Source organism: Alkalilimnicola ehrlichii MLHE-1, from assembly GCF_000014785.1.
Classification (GTDB): domain Bacteria; phylum Pseudomonadota; class Gammaproteobacteria; order Nitrococcales; family Halorhodospiraceae; genus Alkalilimnicola; species Alkalilimnicola ehrlichii.
Genome location: NC_008340.1, coordinates 1,721,867 through 1,737,423, shown reverse-complemented (window position 1 = coordinate 1,737,423; position 15,557 = coordinate 1,721,867). Strand labels below are relative to the sequence as shown.

At 69.2% G+C, this 15,557-nt stretch carries 13 protein-coding genes and 1 other RNA gene; 9 read left to right on the top strand and 5 right to left on the bottom strand.

The genetic code is table 11. The features are described 5' to 3' along the window. Nucleotides 1-68: 68 nt before the first annotated feature. Entirely contained in the window at nt 69-2,240 is a 2,172-nt protein-coding gene (gene katG, locus MLG_RS07770) for a catalase/peroxidase HPI (protein WP_011629266.1), read from the bottom strand. Nucleotides 2,241-2,439: 199 nt separating this feature from the next. Further along, the gene (locus MLG_RS07765; protein ID WP_011629265.1) at nt 2,440-3,153 is read right to left on the bottom strand and encodes a GGDEF domain-containing protein; all 714 of its coding nucleotides are present in this window, start codon (nt 3,151-3,153) and stop codon (nt 2,440-2,442) included. A 59-nt stretch (nt 3,154-3,212) separates the two neighbouring features. Between MLG_RS07765 and MLG_RS07760 the strand changes: the two genes are divergently transcribed. The 5 genes from MLG_RS07760 (at nt 3,213) to MLG_RS07735 (ending at nt 9,605) form a co-directional block, all read left to right on the top strand. Continuing rightward, a complete protein-coding gene (locus MLG_RS07760; protein WP_011629264.1) occupies nt 3,213-3,689 on the top strand; it encodes a cupin domain-containing protein in 477 nt (158 codons plus the stop codon). A gap of 251 nt (nt 3,690-3,940) precedes the next feature. Beyond that, the gene (locus tag MLG_RS07750; RefSeq protein WP_011629263.1) at nt 3,941-4,876 is read left to right on the top strand and encodes a hypothetical protein; all 936 of its coding nucleotides are present in this window, start codon (nt 3,941-3,943) and stop codon (nt 4,874-4,876) included. Between the two features lie 16 nt (nt 4,877-4,892). Beyond that, on the top strand, nt 4,893-6,131 hold the full coding sequence (locus tag MLG_RS07745; protein WP_011629262.1) for a toxic anion resistance protein: 1,239 nt from the start codon (nt 4,893-4,895) through the stop codon (nt 6,129-6,131). 143 nt (nt 6,132-6,274) lie between these two features. Further along, entirely contained in the window at nt 6,275-8,716 is a 2,442-nt protein-coding gene (locus MLG_RS07740; protein WP_011629261.1) for an ATP-binding protein, read from the top strand. Next, nucleotides 8,709-9,605, top strand: coding sequence for a universal stress protein (locus MLG_RS07735; protein ID WP_011629260.1), 897 nt, complete (start codon nt 8,709-8,711; stop codon nt 9,603-9,605). Before MLG_RS07740 ends, MLG_RS07735 begins: the two co-directional genes overlap by 8 nt. A 34-nt stretch (nt 9,606-9,639) precedes the next feature. Here MLG_RS07735 and MLG_RS07730 read toward each other — a convergent pair whose 3' ends face one another. Both MLG_RS07730 and MLG_RS07725 read right to left on the bottom strand, forming a co-directional pair. Then, the gene (locus MLG_RS07730) at nt 9,640-10,224 is read right to left on the bottom strand and encodes a tRNA (mnm(5)s(2)U34)-methyltransferase (RefSeq protein WP_011629259.1); all 585 of its coding nucleotides are present in this window, start codon (nt 10,222-10,224) and stop codon (nt 9,640-9,642) included. 17 nt (nt 10,225-10,241) lie between these two features. After that, the gene (locus MLG_RS07725) at nt 10,242-11,729 is read right to left on the bottom strand and encodes a glyceraldehyde-3-phosphate dehydrogenase (RefSeq protein WP_011629258.1); all 1,488 of its coding nucleotides are present in this window, start codon (nt 11,727-11,729) and stop codon (nt 10,242-10,244) included. Nucleotides 11,730-12,003: 274 nt separating this feature from the next. Between MLG_RS07725 and MLG_RS07720 the strand changes: the two genes are divergently transcribed. Both MLG_RS07720 and MLG_RS07715 read left to right on the top strand, forming a co-directional pair. Beyond that, nucleotides 12,004-12,651 (top strand): PilZ domain-containing protein, encoded by a 648-nt coding sequence (locus tag MLG_RS07720; RefSeq protein WP_041717966.1) that lies wholly within the window; start codon nt 12,004-12,006, stop codon nt 12,649-12,651. Further along, nucleotides 12,638-12,973, top strand: a complete 336-nt coding sequence (locus MLG_RS07715) for a rhodanese-like domain-containing protein (RefSeq protein ID WP_011629256.1) — start codon at nt 12,638-12,640, stop codon at nt 12,971-12,973. Before MLG_RS07720 ends, MLG_RS07715 begins: the two co-directional genes overlap by 14 nt. Here the strand turns inward: MLG_RS07715 and yidD are convergent. After that, nucleotides 12,964-13,335: a membrane protein insertion efficiency factor YidD gene (gene yidD, locus MLG_RS07710; RefSeq protein WP_011629255.1), complete on the bottom strand. Its 372-nt coding sequence runs from the start codon at nt 13,333-13,335 to the stop codon at nt 12,964-12,966. The genes MLG_RS07715 and yidD overlap by 10 nt on opposite strands. Before the next feature lie 67 nt (nt 13,336-13,402). On the opposite strand from yidD, the gene ffs reads away from it, so the two are divergent. Both ffs and dnaX read left to right on the top strand, forming a co-directional pair. Then, nucleotides 13,403-13,499, top strand: an RNA gene (ffs, locus tag MLG_RS14975) — signal recognition particle sRNA small type. Between the two features lie 103 nt (nt 13,500-13,602). Then, entirely contained in the window at nt 13,603-15,549 is a 1,947-nt protein-coding gene (gene dnaX, locus MLG_RS07705) for a DNA polymerase III subunit gamma/tau (RefSeq protein WP_011629254.1), read from the top strand. Nucleotides 15,550-15,557 lie beyond the last annotated feature (8 nt).

The window sequence follows — 15,557 nt, the reverse complement described above, 5'->3', positions numbered from 1 at the left end:
TTATTGCAGGTCAGTGGCCGGTGTGCGGGCCCGGCCCCTTGCGGCAGCCGGGCCACTCCGGGGCGCTATCAGGCCAGATCGAAACGATCCGCGTTCATCACCTTGTTCCAGGCGGCAACGAAGTCCTTGACGAACTTCTCCTTGTTGTCGTCCTGGGCGTAGACCTCGGCGTAGGAGCGCAGGATGGAGTTGGAGCCGAACACCAGGTCCACGCGGGTGGCGGTCCAGCGGGTCTCACCGGTCTTGCGGTCCCGGATCTCGTAGAGGTTGTTGCCCACCGGCTCCCAGGCGTAGTTCATGTCGGTGAGGTTCACGAAGAAGTCGTTGGTCAACTGCCCCTCACGATCCGTGAACACGCCATGCTGGGTGCCGCCGTGGTTGGTGCCCAGCACCCGCATGCCGCCGATGAGCACGGTCATCTCCGGTGCGGTCAGGCCCAGAAGCTGGGTCCGGTCGAGCATCATCTCCTCGGGGGCGACCGCGTAGTCCTTCTTGAGCCAGTTGCGGTAGCCGTCGGACAGCGGCTCCAGGTACTCGAAGGACTCCTCATCGGTCATCTCCTGGCTGGCATCGCCACGGCCCGGGGCGAAGGGCACGGTGATGTCGTGGCCGGCCGCCTTGGCCGCCTGCTCGATGCCGACGTTGCCGGCCAGCACGATGGTGTCCGCAACGCTGGCGCCGGTGTCGGCGGCGATGCCCTCGAGCACGCCCAGCACCTTGGACAGGCGCTCCGGCTCGTTGCCCTCCCAGTCCTTCTGCGGGGCCAGGCGGATGCGGGCGCCGTTGGCGCCGCCGCGATAGTCCGAGCCGCGGAAGGTGCGCGCGCTGTCCCAGGCGGTGGCGACCATCTCGCTGATGCTCAGGCCGCTGTCGGCGATCTTCGCCTTCACCGCATCGACGTCGTAGCCGGTGTTGCCGGCCGGCACCGGATCCTGCCAGATCAGGTCCTCGTCCGGCGCCTCCGGGCCGATGTAGCGGGTCTTCGGCCCCATGTCACGGTGGATCAGCTTGAACCAGGCGCGGGCGAAGACCTCGTTGAAGTACTCCGGGTCCTTCTGGAAGCGCTCGGCGTACTTGCGGTACTCCGGGTCCATCTTCATCGCCATGTCGGCGTCGGTCATCATCGGCATGTGTCGGATCGACGGATCCTCCACGTCCACCGGCATGTCCTCTTCCTTGATGTCCACCGGCTGCCACTGCCAGGCGCCCGCGGGGCTCTTGGTCAGCTCCCACTCATGGTTGAGCAGCATGTCGAAGTAGCCGTCGTCCCAGCGGGTGGGGTGGGTGGTCCAGGCGCCTTCCAGACCGCTGGTGACGGTGTCGCGGCCCACGCCGCGGGAGGCCAGATTACGCCAGCCCAGACCTTGTTCCTCCACGTCCGCCGCTTCCGGCTCCGGGCCGATCTTTTCGGCGTCGCCGTTGCCGTGGCACTTGCCGACGGTGTGGCCGCCGGCGGTCAGGGCGACGGTCTCTTCGTCGTTCATCGCCATGCGGGCGAAGGTCACGCGGACGTCCTCGGCGGTCTTCAGGGGGTCCGGGTTGCCGTCGACACCCTCCGGGTTGACGTAGATCAGGCCCATCATCACCGCCGCCAGCGGGTTCTCCAGGGACTCGCGATCACCGGAATAACGGCTCTCGGGGTTGTCGCTGGGGGCCAGCCACTCCTTCTCGGAGCCCCAGTAGGTGTCCTTCTCCGGGTGCCAGATGTCCTCGCGGCCAAAAGAGAAGCCGAAGGTCTTGAAGCCCATGGACTCGTAGGCGACGTTGCCCGCCAGGATGATCAGGTCGGCCCAGCTCAGTTTGTTGCCGTACTTCTTCTTGATCGGCCAGAGCAGGCGGCGGGCCTTGTCCAGATTGGCGTTGTCCGGCCAGCTGTTGATGGGCGCGAAGCGCTGGTTACCAGTGCCGCCACCGCCCCGGCCATCGGCCACGCGATAGGAGCCGGCCGCGTGCCAGGCCATGCGGATCATCAGGCCACCATAGTGCCCCCAGTCCGCCGGCCACCAGTCCTGGCTGTTGGTCATCAGCTCGGTGAGGTCCTTCTTCACGGCGTCGAAGTCCAGCTTCTGGACCTCTTCGCGGTAGTCGAAGTCCTCGCCCATCGGGTTGGTCTTGCGGTCGTGCTGATGGAGGATGTCCAGGTTGAGGTTGTTCGGCCACCAGTCCATGTTCGATTTGCCGGCCGAGGTCATCGCGCCGTGCATGACCGGGCACTTGCCGGCATTCTGCTGATCACCCATGTCTCTCTCCAGTCTTCTCGGTGTGTTAACAATCGGATACCGATTGGGGACGGCTCAGGCGCCGGGCTGTACAGCCCTTCACGCTATTGTCGCCGTCGAGTCTTACCTTACATCAGTTCTAACCATAGAAAAAAGTTATTTGTTCTACCACTCTGATAGGTAGGGCATATCAAGTCGCCAAGCCGGCCGTTGGCCCTGATCAGCCCGATGACGGCGCCTCCGGTGACAGCGCCTCCACCCGGTTGCGACCGGCGTGCTTGGCCAGGTAAAGCGCGTCGTCGGCGCGTTTGATCAGGACATCAAACCGATCCCGGGGGCCCAGGGTGGTCACTCCGAAGCTGGCCGTGACCCGTTCCGGCTGTTTGAACGGATGCTCCGCTATCGCCGCCCGGAGCCGTTCCGCGCTTTTCACCGCAGCGGCCAGGTCGGTCTCGGGTAACAGGAGGATGAACTCCTCGCCGCCCCAGCGGGCGTGGACATCGACGCGCCGTATGGCGTTGTTGACCTGTGCCACCGCGGTCTTCAGCACCTCATCGCCGGCGTCGTGGCCGTAGGTGTCGTTGACTCGCTTGAAATGGTCCAGGTCGTACATCACAACCGCGACCGGGCGGTTGAACCGCGCGGCGCGCTCGATCTCCTTGGTCAGGTGGCGGGTGAATTCGCCCCGGTTCATGATGCCGGTCAGCGCATCCGTGGTGGCCAGATACCGGATCCGTTCCTGATCCCGCTTACGCTCGGTGATGTCACGGCAGTTACAGAAGATCAGCTTGACACCCTTATAGTAGGCAGCGTTGGTGGTGATCTCCACCGTGATGTCACTGCCGTCTTTGCGCCGGTGGCGGGTCTCGAAGTAGTCGCCGGTGGCCTTGGAACAATCCCACGCCCCCGTGCGTCCCTGTATCCGAGCCCGCACGGGGAGCCGGCACGGGCTCGCCGCTACCGAAAACGGGTCGGCTCCAGGAGATCACCACCATGAAACGCGCAACCACACTGTTGACCAGTATGGCGGTTGCCGCCGGCATGGTCGCCGCCACCGCCGCGGCCGATGTCTACCGCGGCGGGCACCACATCATGATTGAGCCGGATGAGCTGGAATGGGGCCCGGTCGGCTCCATGGGCGAGGGTGCCGAGATCGCCTTCATTGAGGGCGATATCTCCCAGGAGGAGCCCTTCACCTTCCGCCTGCGGCTGGAGGATGGCTACCGCATCCTGCCCCACGTCCATCCGGAGTACGAACGGGTCACGGTGCTGTCCGGGACGCTGCACTTTGCCCATGGTGAGGAGTTCGTACCGGACGAGACCCATAAGCTGAAGCCGGGTAGCGTGGCGATCATGGCCCCAGGCGATCCGATGTTCGGCTACGCCGAGGGTGAGACCATCATCCAGTTGCATGGGACCGGGCCGTGGGGGATCGAGTATCTCAACCCCGAGGATGACCCGCGCAACTGATGCCCGCCATGCCATGGGGCGGCGCCGGGGAGGGAGGCCCCGGCCGGCCCGTGGCCTTTGTGTCACGGGGGTGTATCGGTAATACTGCCGGCAGTGATTCGATCCTGCGGCAGGAGGGCATGGACGCACACGACCACACCATTGCGCCCGCGGCGGCCCCGACGGCCATCGGCACCGCACCGTCCGACCGCTTGTGCGGACGGGTCAGGGGCCTGTGCGCCGCCGCCCGACAGGCCGGGGGGCGGTGCTGAATGCTCGCCTTTCTGCAAGGCTTCGCCTACGGCCTGTGGCTCTCCTGCCTGCCTTGGTTCATCGCCGGGATGATCAACCCCCGCCTGGCCCTGCCCACAGACCCACCCCGGCGCTGGCAGGTCTTCCTGCGCTATTGGCTGGCCGCGCCCTTTATCGCCCTGTTGGCCTGGCTCACCTCGCTCTGGGGCGGGTTCGGGCCCAGCTTGGCCGGATGGGGGGCGGGGCTGGTGGCGATCCCGGTGGCGATCTTCGTTGAACGGCGCTGGCGCCGCTGGCGCGCACGGCGCCAGGCGCAGCGTGCGGTGCGCGCCGCCGAGGCGGCCGACCGGCAGACCCGGGAGGCGGCGGAACGCCGCCGGCGCGAGCAGGGGCTGCGCGCCCTGGACCCGGAACGCCCACCCGCCGGCGCCGATGACATCATCACGGCCCTGTGCGCGGTTAAGCGGGCACTGTTGCAGCATGGGCGGGAGGATCTCTCCGTTCAGGTGGACCGGCTCTATTCCCGGTACAGTCACGTGCTCGGGGTGCTGGAGCGCACCTTCGACCCGCAAGAGATGGCCTTCCAACGGGCCCGGGGGCTGGTGACGGAGGTGAGCCGGGCCGCTCTGGACCGGCTCAACCGAGTGGTGGCGTTGGTGGCCGGCGTGGCCAATATCGACGCCGCCTATGTCAGGCGCCGCCTGGCGGAATCGGGATTAGCGGCGGCGGAACGCCGGGCCCTGGAGCGCCGCCTGGCCCTGGTCGAGCGCACCGAGCAACGCATCGGCGAGGCGCTGTCGGCGAACGAGGCGGTGCTCACCGTCCTGGACGATGCCGCCGTCGCGGTCTCGCAGGTGGATACCGGCCAGGCCGCCCCGGCGGGGGCGGCCGACGCGGCCCTCCAGGAGCTCCACCGCTTCGCAGAGCGCGCGACTCGCTACAACCGCAGCCCGTGACACCAGGGAGACCGATATGGCGAAGACCCCCGAGCCGCCCCAGGGCGGCGAGTTTCACCTGGCATTGCCGCCGGTCGATGAGATCGCCGAGTCGGTGAAGCGCGGCGCCGAGGAGGCCGCCGCCGCCGACCGGGAGGACCTGGCGCGGCAGGCCGACACCTTTGTCCGCGACCTGCTCGAGGCGCTGCCCGATGAGGACGCCCCGGCCGGCGCCGCTCGCCAGCGCGAGGTCATCGACTACATGGGGATCGAGGTGCAGCGCCAGGCGGCGCGGCGCAGCGCCATGCTGCAGGAGCCCATCCGTAAACTCGCGCATCAGGGGGAGGAGGGCGGCCCGGTGGCCCGCACCCTGCTGGATCTGCGCCAGCAGATGTCGGCACTGGATCCGCGGGGGCGGGACCTCGCCCCGGGGCTGCTGGACCGCCTGCTGGCGCGGATTCCGGGCGTGGGCACCAAGGTGCAGCGCTACTTCCGTCAGTTCGAGACCGCCCAGCAGGCGCTGGACGCCATTATCCGCGACCTGGAGACGGGGGCCCGGATGCTGCGCCGGGACAACCTCACCCTGTCCGACGATCAGGCCGAGCTGCGGGAGGTGCTGGCCGAGCTGGCGAGCCATATCGAGCTGGGCAAGCTGATCGACGCCCGGCTGGTGGCGGCGGCGGAGGCGCTGCCGGAGACCGCCCCACGCCGGGCCTTTATCGAGGAGGAGCTGCTCTTCCCGCTGCGCCAGCGTATCGTCGACCTGCAGCAGCAACAGGCGGTGAGCCAGCAGGGCGTACTGGCGCTGGAGGTGGTAATCCGCAACAACCGGGAACTGATCCGCGGGGTGGACCGGGCGATCAATGTCACTGTCTCGGCGCTCAATGTGGCGGTGACCGTGGCGCTGGGGTTGGCCAATCAGCGCTTGGTGCTGGACCGGGTGGAGGGCCTGAACCGGACCACCTCGGACATGATTGCCGGCACCGCCCAGGCCCTGCGGCGCCAGGGCGCTGAGATCCAGACGCGCGCCGCGGCCACCATGCTGGACATGGAGCAGCTCGAGGCGGCCTTCGAGGATGTGCTGGGCGCCATTGACGCCCTGTCCCGCTACCGGCAGGAGGCCCTGCCGCGCCTGGATGAACAGATCGACCGCCTGGATACCCTGGCGCGCCGGGGCCAGGGGGCGATCGAGCGGCTGGAGCAGGGCAACCAGGCGTGGTCGGAGGATGAGGCGCCGGACGCCGGCGAGGGGGAGGGCGGCCGTCCCCGCGGTTGACCCGCCCTGCCGCCACGGGACCGGCCGGGCCGGCGCCGGCGGCCGCTGCTGTCAGACCCGTTCGCTTTGATTACACTCGGAGGGAAGCGCCGGCACCGGTGACAATGGAACGGTAAGCCGCCCGTAGCGAACAAGGAGACGACATGACCCCCATTCGGCCATTGTCCGCCGACCAACTCTACCGCCCCTGCCGCGCCGACCAGCTCGGCTTTCGCACCACCGAGGAGCTGGAGCGCCTGGAGCTGCCCTGTGGGCAGACGCGGGCGCTGGAGGCGTTGGACTTTGCCACCGGCATCCGCAACGACGGCTTCAACCTCTTCGTGCTCGGGCCGGCTGGCGCGGGCAAGCGGGAGTGGGTCCAGCGCTTTCTGGAGCGCAAGGCCGAGGCGCAGCAGCGGCCGTCGGACTGGGCCTATATCTACAATTTCGACGCCCCCGATCAGCCCCGGGCCCTGGCGCTGCCCGCCGGGGCCGGCCGGCGCCTGAAGCGGGACGTGGACGAACTCACCGATGAGCTGCGCAACTCCATCCCCGCCACCTTCGAGAGCGACGAGTACCAGTCCCGGATCCAGGAGCTGCAACAGGCGGCGAATCGTCGCCACCGAGAAGCAATCGAACAGATCCAACACGAGGCCGAGGAGCAGGGCATTGCCCTGCTGACCACCCCCTCGGGGTTCACCTTCGCCCCCAAGAAGGAGGGCGAGGTGCTGAGCGCCGAGGAGTTCCAGAAACTGCCCGAGGAGGAGCGCAACGCCATCGAGCAGCGGGTGGAGCAGCTACAGGAGAAGCTCCAGCAGTCCATCCAGCAGTTGCCCCAGATCCAGCGTGAGCTGCGCCAGCAGGTCCGGGAGCTCAATGAGGAGATGGTGCTGGTGGCCGCCGGGACCCCCATCCGCAATCTCAAGGACGCCTACAGCCATATCGAGGGGGTGGTCGCCCACCTGGAGGCAGTGCGCAAGGACATCATCGAGAACGTGGACGCCCTGCAGGGGGACAAGCATGGCCGCCACTCGGCGATGGAGGCGGTGCTGGAGCGCTACCGCATCAACCTCATCGTCGATCAGTCGGCGCAGACCGGCGCCCCGGTGGTGTACGAGGACCTGCCGCTGCACCAGCACCTGGTGGGGCGGATCGAGCACTACGTGCACCAGGGTGCGCTGATGACCGACTTCACCCTGATCCGGGGTGGTGCCCTGCACCGGGCCAACGGTGGTTATCTGATCCTGGATGCCCTGCGGGTGTTGCAACAGCCGATGGCGTGGGAGAGCCTGAAGCGGGCGCTGAGCGCCCACACCGTGCGCATCCAGTCGCTGGAGCGGCTCTACGGCCTGGCCAGCACCGTCAGCCTGGAGCCGGAGCCGATTCCGCTGCAGCTCAAGGTGGCGCTGGTGGGCGACCGGTTCCTGTACTACCTGCTGGCGGCCTACGACCCCGACTTTCTCGATCTCTTCAAGGTGCAGGCCGACTTTGAGGACGACCTGCCCCGGACCGACGAGAACCAGCAGGATTACGCCCGCATGCTGGCCACCATGGCGCACCAGGATAAGCTGCGCCCGCTCACCGCCGAGGCGGTGGCCCTGATCATCGAACAGGGCGGCCGGCTGGCCGATGACCAGGAGAAGCTCACCGCCCAGGCACGGATGCTGCGCGACCTGCTGGTGGAGGCCGACCACTGGGCGGCCCGCGACGAGGCCGGGGCGATCGATGCCGCCCACGTGGAGCGGACTATCGAGCAGCAGCGCTACCGGGCCGGGCGGGTGCGGGACCGGACGCTGGAGCTGATCCAGCGCGGTACGGTCATGATCGCCACTGAGGGCGAGGCCATCGCCCAGGTCAACGGCCTGTCGGTGCTGCAGCTCGGCGACCAGGCCTTCGGCCGACCGACCCGTATCACGGCCACGGCCCGGGCCGGCCGCGGCCAAGTGCTGGATATCGAACGCGAGGCCAAACTGGGCGGCAACATCCACTCCAAGGGCGTGATGATCCTGTCCCGCTACCTGGCAACGCGCTATGCCCGGGAGGGGGCGCTCTCGCTCTCGGCCAGCCTCGCCTTCGAGCAGTCCTACGGCGGGGTGGAGGGCGACAGCGCCTCGGTGGCCGAACTCTGCGCCCTGGTCTCCGCCATCGGCCGGGCGCCGATCAGGCAGTCGCTGGCGGTGACCGGCTCGGTCAACCAGCACGGCGAGGTGCAGGCGGTCGGCGGCGTCAATGAGAAGATCGAGGGCTTTTTCGAGGTCTGCCGCGGGGCCGGGACCTTGGACGGGCAGGGCGTGCTCCTGCCCGAGGCCAATGTGCCCCACCTGATGCTGCGCCGGGAGGTGCGCGAGACGGTGGCCGCCGGGCAGTTCCATGTCTATCCCATCCGCCATGTGGACCAGGCCCTGGAGTTGCTGACCGGGCTGCCGGTGGGCGAGGCGGACGCCGAGGGGGGCTATCCGGAGGGCAGCTTGAACCGCCGGGTGGCGGACCGGTTGGAGGCCTTCGGCCGATCGGTGCGCCGGCAGAGTCAGGACGACAACGGCGAGGGGGGCGGCCCCCGGACGGAGGAGGGTGACACCTCGCCGCGTGGGGGTGACGATGAGTGAGCGGCGCCAGCCCGGCCGGGAGCGCCAGCGGCTCTTTCGTCAGGCGCTGGTGTTGCTGGATGCCTCGCTGTCCAGCAATGAGGCGCTGCAGGCCGCCCTGGGCCTGTTTGCCCGGGGCGAGGTGGCGCTGCGCGGGCTGTACGTGGAGGACCGCGACCTGTTACGCAGCGCGGCCCTGCCGTTCACCCGGGAGGTGGGCGGTTACAGCGGGGTCTGTCGGCCGTTGGCCAGTGACACCCTGGAGGCCCGCCTGCGTGACCGGGCCCAGCTTATCCGCACCGTTCTCAAGCGGGTGGCGAGGGACTACCACCACCATCTGGAGCTGGAGGTCACCCGCGATCGGGTGGTCTCCGCGGCCCTGTCGCTGGTCCGCGACAATGACCTGCTGGTGATTGGCCGTACCGGCTGGGCCAGCGGCCAGGCCCGGGCGTTGGGCTCCAACGCGCGGCAATTGGTCCGGCTGGCCCCCTGCTCATTGCTCATCGGCACCTGGCCGGAGCAGCCAATCACCGCCGTGATCGTGCGTGCCGATGAGCAGGCCGAGGCCGCGCTGCGCGTGGCCCTGAGCGTGGTGGGTAACCGCGCCCGGGCCCTCAACGTGCTGGTCCTGCCCCCGGAAGGGGGGCCGGTCACGGATGCGCGGCTCGGCGAGATCGCCGAGTGGCTGGAGGACCAGGGGGTGTCCGCCCACCTGCGGGTGGTCTACCCGCCGGACGAGAACGGCCTGCTGCGCGCCCTGCTGCAGGAGCAGACCGGCGCGGTGGTGATTACCCGCAACGCCCACGAGACCCAGGCGGATCGGGAGATGGTCTCGCGCCTGTTGGAGCGAGTGGACCTGCCGCTCCTGCTGCTGCGGTGGGATACGGCGGAGGAGGCCGCGGAACGCTAGCGGGGCACCGGACCGGGGAGGACGGCCCAGGGGTTCACGGCCGAGGGGGGCACGGCCGGGGGCGTTGCAGCACCCACCAGATCGGGGCCCTGTCACTGGCCGGTGGCCCGCCGGGGACCTCCGGGGTCACGCCCAGCCCGGAGCACCAGTCCCGCAGCGCCTGATACTCCTGCTCGCCGCCGGGATGGCCACGGTAGATCATCAGGCTGATCACACCACCGGGCGCCAGTGCCCGCCAGGCCGCCGACAACGCCGCCCGGGTGGTCTCCGGGCGGGTGACCAGGGCGCGGTCACCGCCAGGCAGGTAACCGAGGTTGAACATCACCGCCGCAAGGCCGCCCTGGACCTGGGGCGGCAGGTGCTCGGCCAGGGTCTCGTGGCCCGCCGCGACCAGGGTGGCGCGCGACGCCAGGCCCCGGGCCCGCAGGCGCTGGCGTGTGGCGGCCAGCGCCGTGGGCTGGATATCAAAGGCCCAGACATGGCCACTCGCCCCCACCTGGTCGGCCAGGAACACCGTGTCGTGCCCATTGCCGGCGGTGGCGTCCACGGCCCGGTCGCCGGCACGCAGCCGTGCGGCCAACCGGGCGTGGGCCAGTGCCGTCAGGCGCCGGTGTGCCATCGCGCTCCCCCCGCGCCTTAGGACGCGGCGGCGGCCATCCGCTCCGTGGCCGGCTGGGTCTCCCGGGGCAGCTTCAGGAAGTGCACATTGGACATGTGCTGCAGGATGCGCACCACCTGGCAGCTGTAGCCGAACTCGTTGTCGTACCAGACGTAGAGCACGGCGTTGCGGCCACTGGCCAGGGTGGCCTTGGCATCCACGATGCCGGCATGCCGGTTGCCGACGAAGTCGGAGGAGGCGACCTCGGAGGAGTCCACGTAGTCGATCTGCTTCTGCATGTAGGAGTTCAGGGACATGAGCCGCAGGTAGTCGTTGAGCCCGTCGGCGGAGCAGTCCTCCTGCAGACGCAGATTCAGGATGGCCATGGAGACGTTGGGGATGGGCACCCGGATGGCGTTGCCGGTGAGCTTGCCGGCCAGTTCCGGCACCGCCTTGGCCACGGCCTTGGCCGCACCGGTCTCGGTAAGCACCATGTTCAGCGCGGCGCTGCGGCCCCGCCGGTCGCCCTTGTGGTAGTTGTCGATCAGATTCTGATCGTTGGTGTAGGCGTGCACCGTCTCCACGTGGCCGTGCTCCACGCCGTACTTGTCGTTGAGCGCCTTGAGCACCGGGACGATGGCATTGGTGGTGCAGGAGGCGGCGGAGATGATCCGGTCCTCGTCGCCGATATCCCTGTGGTTGATGCCGAAGACGATGTTCTTGATGTCGCCCTTGCCCGGCGCGGTCAGCAGGACCTTGGAGACGCCATTGCAGGCCAGGTGCTGGGACAGGCCCTTCTGGTCACGCCATTTGCCGGTGTTGTCCACCACGATGGCGTTATCGATGCCGTAGGCGGTGTAGTCGACCTCCGCCGGGTTGTCCGCATAGATGAAGCGGACCCGGTTGCCGTTGATAACCAGCGTGTTGTTGCTTTCATCCACGGTGATCGAGCCGGCAAACGGCCCGTGCACGGAGTCGCGGCGCAGCAGGCTGGCGCGCTTTTCAAGATCGCCGCCCTGGCCACGCACCACCACGGCACGCAGGCGCAGCAGGCTGCCGCCGCCCGCCTTTTCCACCAGGATGCGGGCGAGCAGGCGGCCGATGCGGCCGAAGCCATAGAGCACCACATCCTTGGGCTCGCCGGTGCTCCCTTCGGGGTCGTGGCCGTCGACGATATCGGCCAGCTCCCGGCGCAGGAAGGCCTCCACGTCGTTGTCGTTGGAGTTCTTGAAGGCCACCGCCAGTTTGCCCACGTCCACGTGCGCCGGCGCCAGGTCCAGATCGCTCATCTTGCGCACGATAGGCAGCGTGTCGCAGACCGACAGTTCGGTGCCCTCGATCTTCTTCACGAACCGGTGGTCCTTGAGGATGCGGATCACCGACTGGTTAATCAGGGAACGGCCGTAAAGGGAGGTGACGATGTTGTACTTGCGATAGAGGGTGCCGAGCAGCGGGATCATTTCCTCAGCGCGGGCCTCGTTGTCTTGCCATTCCTGAAAGACGGGATCGTGGTTTTGCTGGCTCACGGGTGACCTCTCTTGATTTTGATTGGTCGGGGCTGCCCTCGTCCGCCGGCTCACAAGAGCCATTACGGCCGCGGCGGTAGGCCGCAGTCCAGGTGCGTGTTGCCGGCGTGTCCGGGGCGTCGGGTGACGGTTTTTTAGACGCGCGCATTATCCGTTTTGCGACGCCTGGCTGCAATTCTTTCCTGCGTCCGACCGGGGCATGGCGCACAGGCGGGCACTTTTCGCTGCGAAAGGGGACTAAACTTGAATGAATCAGCCAACGAAGGGCCGTCGTATGGTCAGACCAGATAGCCAGCTAACCCCGGAGGAACGGGCCTTCCTGCAGTCGCTCTGGCAGCAGCCGGTGGCTGAGGACGAGGACCGCGACTACCTGTGCCGGCTCATGCCCGAGGGGGAACTCGCCGCATTCTGGCAATGGTTCGCCCGGGAACGGTTGGAGATCGTGGTGCACCGGGGGCGGTGCCGTTATCAATTCCCGCTGCGGGTGGTCGGTGACGCCCACCAACCGCTGCATTTCCAGGTGGGTATCCCGGAGATCCACGACGAACAGGCCCGTCCCCGGGCGTTGCGCGTCGCTCCGCCGCAGGAGGAGGTCTGTCTGCGCAGCGGGCGGGCGACGCAGCCTGGCTGTACGCCGGTCCTGGACATCTCCGCCAGCGGCATCGCCGTGCCGGCGGGGGCGCTGGGCGGGGAGGGGCGCCGCGGTGGGCCGCGCCATCTGGAGCTGCTGCTGCCCGGCGAGGCGCCCATGCCGCTGCAGGCCCGTACCCTGGCCGGGCGACGCCGGCCCCGGCGGCTGGTGATCAACCTGGACCGGCAGGACCAGCGCCTGCAGACCGCCCTGCGACGGTATATCTTCCGGGCGCACCTGCGCGACGCCTCCCCGGCCGAAGCCTGTGAGGGTGGCGGTGAGTTGGGCTGATTGGTGGCCGTTCGGGGATGTGCCGGAGATCGCCCCAGGCCCGCTGTCCCGGGCGGTGCATATGGGCGAGGTGCAGGTGCTGGATGTGCGCAGCCGTCCGGAATTCCGCCGGGATCACATCCGCGGGGCAGTCCACCTGCCGGTCTGGTCCTGTAGCCCGCGACAGCTGCAACGCCTGGGGCTGGATCGCGATCGTCCGGTGGTGGTGATCTGCCTGAGCGCCCACCGGAGTATCCCGGTGGTGCGCCGGCTGCGGCGGATGGGCTTTGAGGCGATGCAGCTCAAGGGCGGCATGCGCGCCTGGTGGCGGCATCAGTCCTGATCCCCCGGTCGAAGCCGGGTGGGCTTGCCCCGGCCACAGCCGCAGCCGGTGTCTCCCCCGTCCTCGCGGCCGGGCACGGGGTCGACCCCATGCCCGCCCCAGGGGTGGCAGCGCAGGAACCGGCGCAGCGCCATCCAGCCGCCGCGCACCGGCCCGTGCACCTGCAGGGCCTCCACCGCATAGTGGGAGCAGGTGGGCCAGTAGCGGCAGCGCGGGCCGATCAGGGGCGAGATCCCGTACTGATAGACACGGACCAGACCGATCAGCAGCAGGGTCAATGGGTTCTTGCGCATGAGCGGGGTTACCGGGCGATGGTGGATGGGGCATCCGAGGCCAGCCACTTGGCGTGATCGGATTGTCATGGTAACGTCTCCGCGCTGCCTACCCAAGGCAGGGTCCGTACCAAACGGGCCGCCATTATGGCGGCGGTGCCGGTCCCCTCGCGACGATAAACCGTGAATTCCGTCAGGCCCGGAAGGGAGCAGCGGCAGCGGTGGACTCGGGCGCCGGGGTGTGGCTGGTATCCGCCGCCTCCATCTATCCGCAGCGCACTGCTCCCCTGAACCGGTGGCGCACCGCCCCCACCACCCGTACACTTTGTAGCCTCGCTCCGCAGACAGCAGGAAACCATGGCTTACCAGGTACTCGCCCGCAAGTGGCGACCGCGCACCTTCTCCGAGATGGCCGGGCAGGAGCACGTGCTGCGCGCCCTGGTCAACGCCCTGGAGCAGCAGCGCCTGCACCACGCCTACCTGTTCACCGGCACCCGCGGCGTGGGCAAGACCACCGTGGCCCGGATCCTGGCCAAGTGCCTGAACTGCGAGCAGGGCGTGACCGCCGAGCCCTGCGGGACCTGCGATGCGTGCCGGGAGCTGGACGCCGGCCGCTTCGTGGACCTGATCGAAGTGGACGCCGCCTCGCGCACCAAGGTGGAGGACACCCGCGAGCTGCTCGATAACGTGCAGTACGCGCCCACCCGGGGCCGCTACAAGATCTACCTCATCGACGAGGTGCACATGCTCTCCGGGCACAGCTTCAACGCCCTGTTGAAGACCCTGGAGGAGCCGCCGCCGCACGTGAAGTTCCTGCTCGCGACCACCGACCCGCAGAAGCTGCCGGTCACCATTCTGTCGCGCTGCCTGCAGTTCAACCTCAAGAACCTGCCGGGTGGCCTGGTGGCGGACTACCTGCACACGGTGGTCGAGCAGGAGGGGGTGGCGGCCGAGCCACAGGCCCTGGCGCGGCTGGGGCAGGCGGCCAAGGGCAGCATGCGCGATGCGCTCTCCCTGCTGGATCAGGCCATCGCCTTCGGCGCCGGCGCGGTTCGCGAGGACGAGGTCTGTGCCATGCTCGGCACCATTGACCGCGGGTTCGTGCTCGAGGCGCTGGAGGCATTGGCCGCGGGCGACGGGCGGGCGCTGCTGGCGGTGACGGCGCGGATGAGCGAGCGGGCCCCCGACTTCAGCGACGCCCTGGATGAGCTCCTGCACTGCCTGCACCAGCTGGCCCTGCTCCAGGTGGTGCCCGAGGCACTGCCCGCTGGCGACCCCGATGCGGACCGGCTGCGGGATCTGGCCGCAAGGCTGCCGGCGGAGGATGTGCAGCTTTACTACCAAATCGCCCTCAATGGGCGGCGTGACCTGCCGCTGGCGCCCGAGGGCCGCACCGGCTTCGAGATGGTGCTGCTGCGCATGCTGGCCTTCCAGCCGGTGACCGGGACCGCAGTGGCGGCGACCGGCGGGGCGGGGGCAGACGCCCCGCCAGCGGCAGCGGCGGGTTCACCGCGGTCCCAGGCCGCCCCCAAGGCGACGCGGCCCCGGCGGGAGGCCCACCCGTCGCCGACCCCGACAGAACGGGCGGAGCCCGCGGCCGCTCCGGCGGGTGGGTCGCCGCCGCCCGAGCAGGGCGGGGGGCTGGGCGGTTACCGTGAGGCGCTCATGCGGGCGGCGCGGGGCCAGGCGGTCGAGCCGGATGGCCCCGCACCGGCACCGGCCGACCCGTCGGCCGCCGCTGAGCCGGCCCCTGCCGGGGGGCGCGAACCGGCCGCGGGGCTGACGGACCCGCCGGCCTGGGCCGAAGGCCCGCCGGTTAGCGACGAGGAGCCGCCGCCGATCGGCGCTCAGCCCGCGGCCGCCGAGACCGCGCCGGAGACGACGGCGCCGGACGATGCGGGGATCACGCCGGAAACCTGGCCCTGGCGCGCCCGCGACCTGCCGCTGGACGGCGCCCTCCGACAGTTTGCCGCGCACTGTGAGTGGGTCGGTGAGGAGGAGGGCCGTGTTATCCTTCGTCTCGATAGCGGCCACGGGATGCTGCGCACCCCGGCGCTGGAGGCGGAGCTGGCCCAGGTGCTCGGCGACTACCTGGGCCGGGCGGTGCGTCTGGATGTCCGGCTCGAGTCGCCGCACCGGGACACACCGGCCACGGTCGCCCGGAGGGAACGCGCCGAACGGCTGCGGGCCGCCCGCGAATCGCTGGAGAATGACCCGAACGTCGCCCGGCTGCACCAGCGCTTCGGCGCCGAGTTGCTGCCGGACACGGTCAGGCCCCGGAAGGGGGCTGACCCGGCCACGTGATCTGTAAC

Bases quoted from the DNA above. Each gene is read 5' to 3' on its own strand.
- katG (WP_011629266.1), bottom strand. From the start codon at position 2,240: ATGGGTGATCAGCAGAATGCCGGCAAGTGCCCGGTCATGCACGGCGCG.
- MLG_RS07760 (WP_011629264.1), top strand. From the start codon at position 3,213: ATGAAACGCGCAACCACACTGTTGACCAGTATGGCGGTTGCCGCCGGC.
- MLG_RS07750 (WP_011629263.1), top strand. From the start codon at position 3,941: ATGCTCGCCTTTCTGCAAGGCTTCGCCTACGGCCTGTGGCTCTCCTGC.
- MLG_RS07745 (WP_011629262.1), top strand. From the start codon at position 4,893: ATGGCGAAGACCCCCGAGCCGCCCCAGGGCGGCGAGTTTCACCTGGCA.
- MLG_RS07740 (WP_011629261.1), top strand. From the start codon at position 6,275: ATGACCCCCATTCGGCCATTGTCCGCCGACCAACTCTACCGCCCCTGC.
- MLG_RS07735 (WP_011629260.1), top strand. From the start codon at position 8,709: ATGAGTGAGCGGCGCCAGCCCGGCCGGGAGCGCCAGCGGCTCTTTCGT.
- MLG_RS07730 (WP_011629259.1), bottom strand. From the start codon at position 10,224: ATGGCACACCGGCGCCTGACGGCACTGGCCCACGCCCGGTTGGCCGCA.
- MLG_RS07720 (WP_041717966.1), top strand. From the start codon at position 12,004: ATGGTCAGACCAGATAGCCAGCTAACCCCGGAGGAACGGGCCTTCCTG.
- yidD (WP_011629255.1), bottom strand. From the start codon at position 13,335: ATGACAATCCGATCACGCCAAGTGGCTGGCCTCGGATGCCCCATCCAC.
- dnaX (WP_011629254.1), top strand. From the start codon at position 13,603: ATGGCTTACCAGGTACTCGCCCGCAAGTGGCGACCGCGCACCTTCTCC.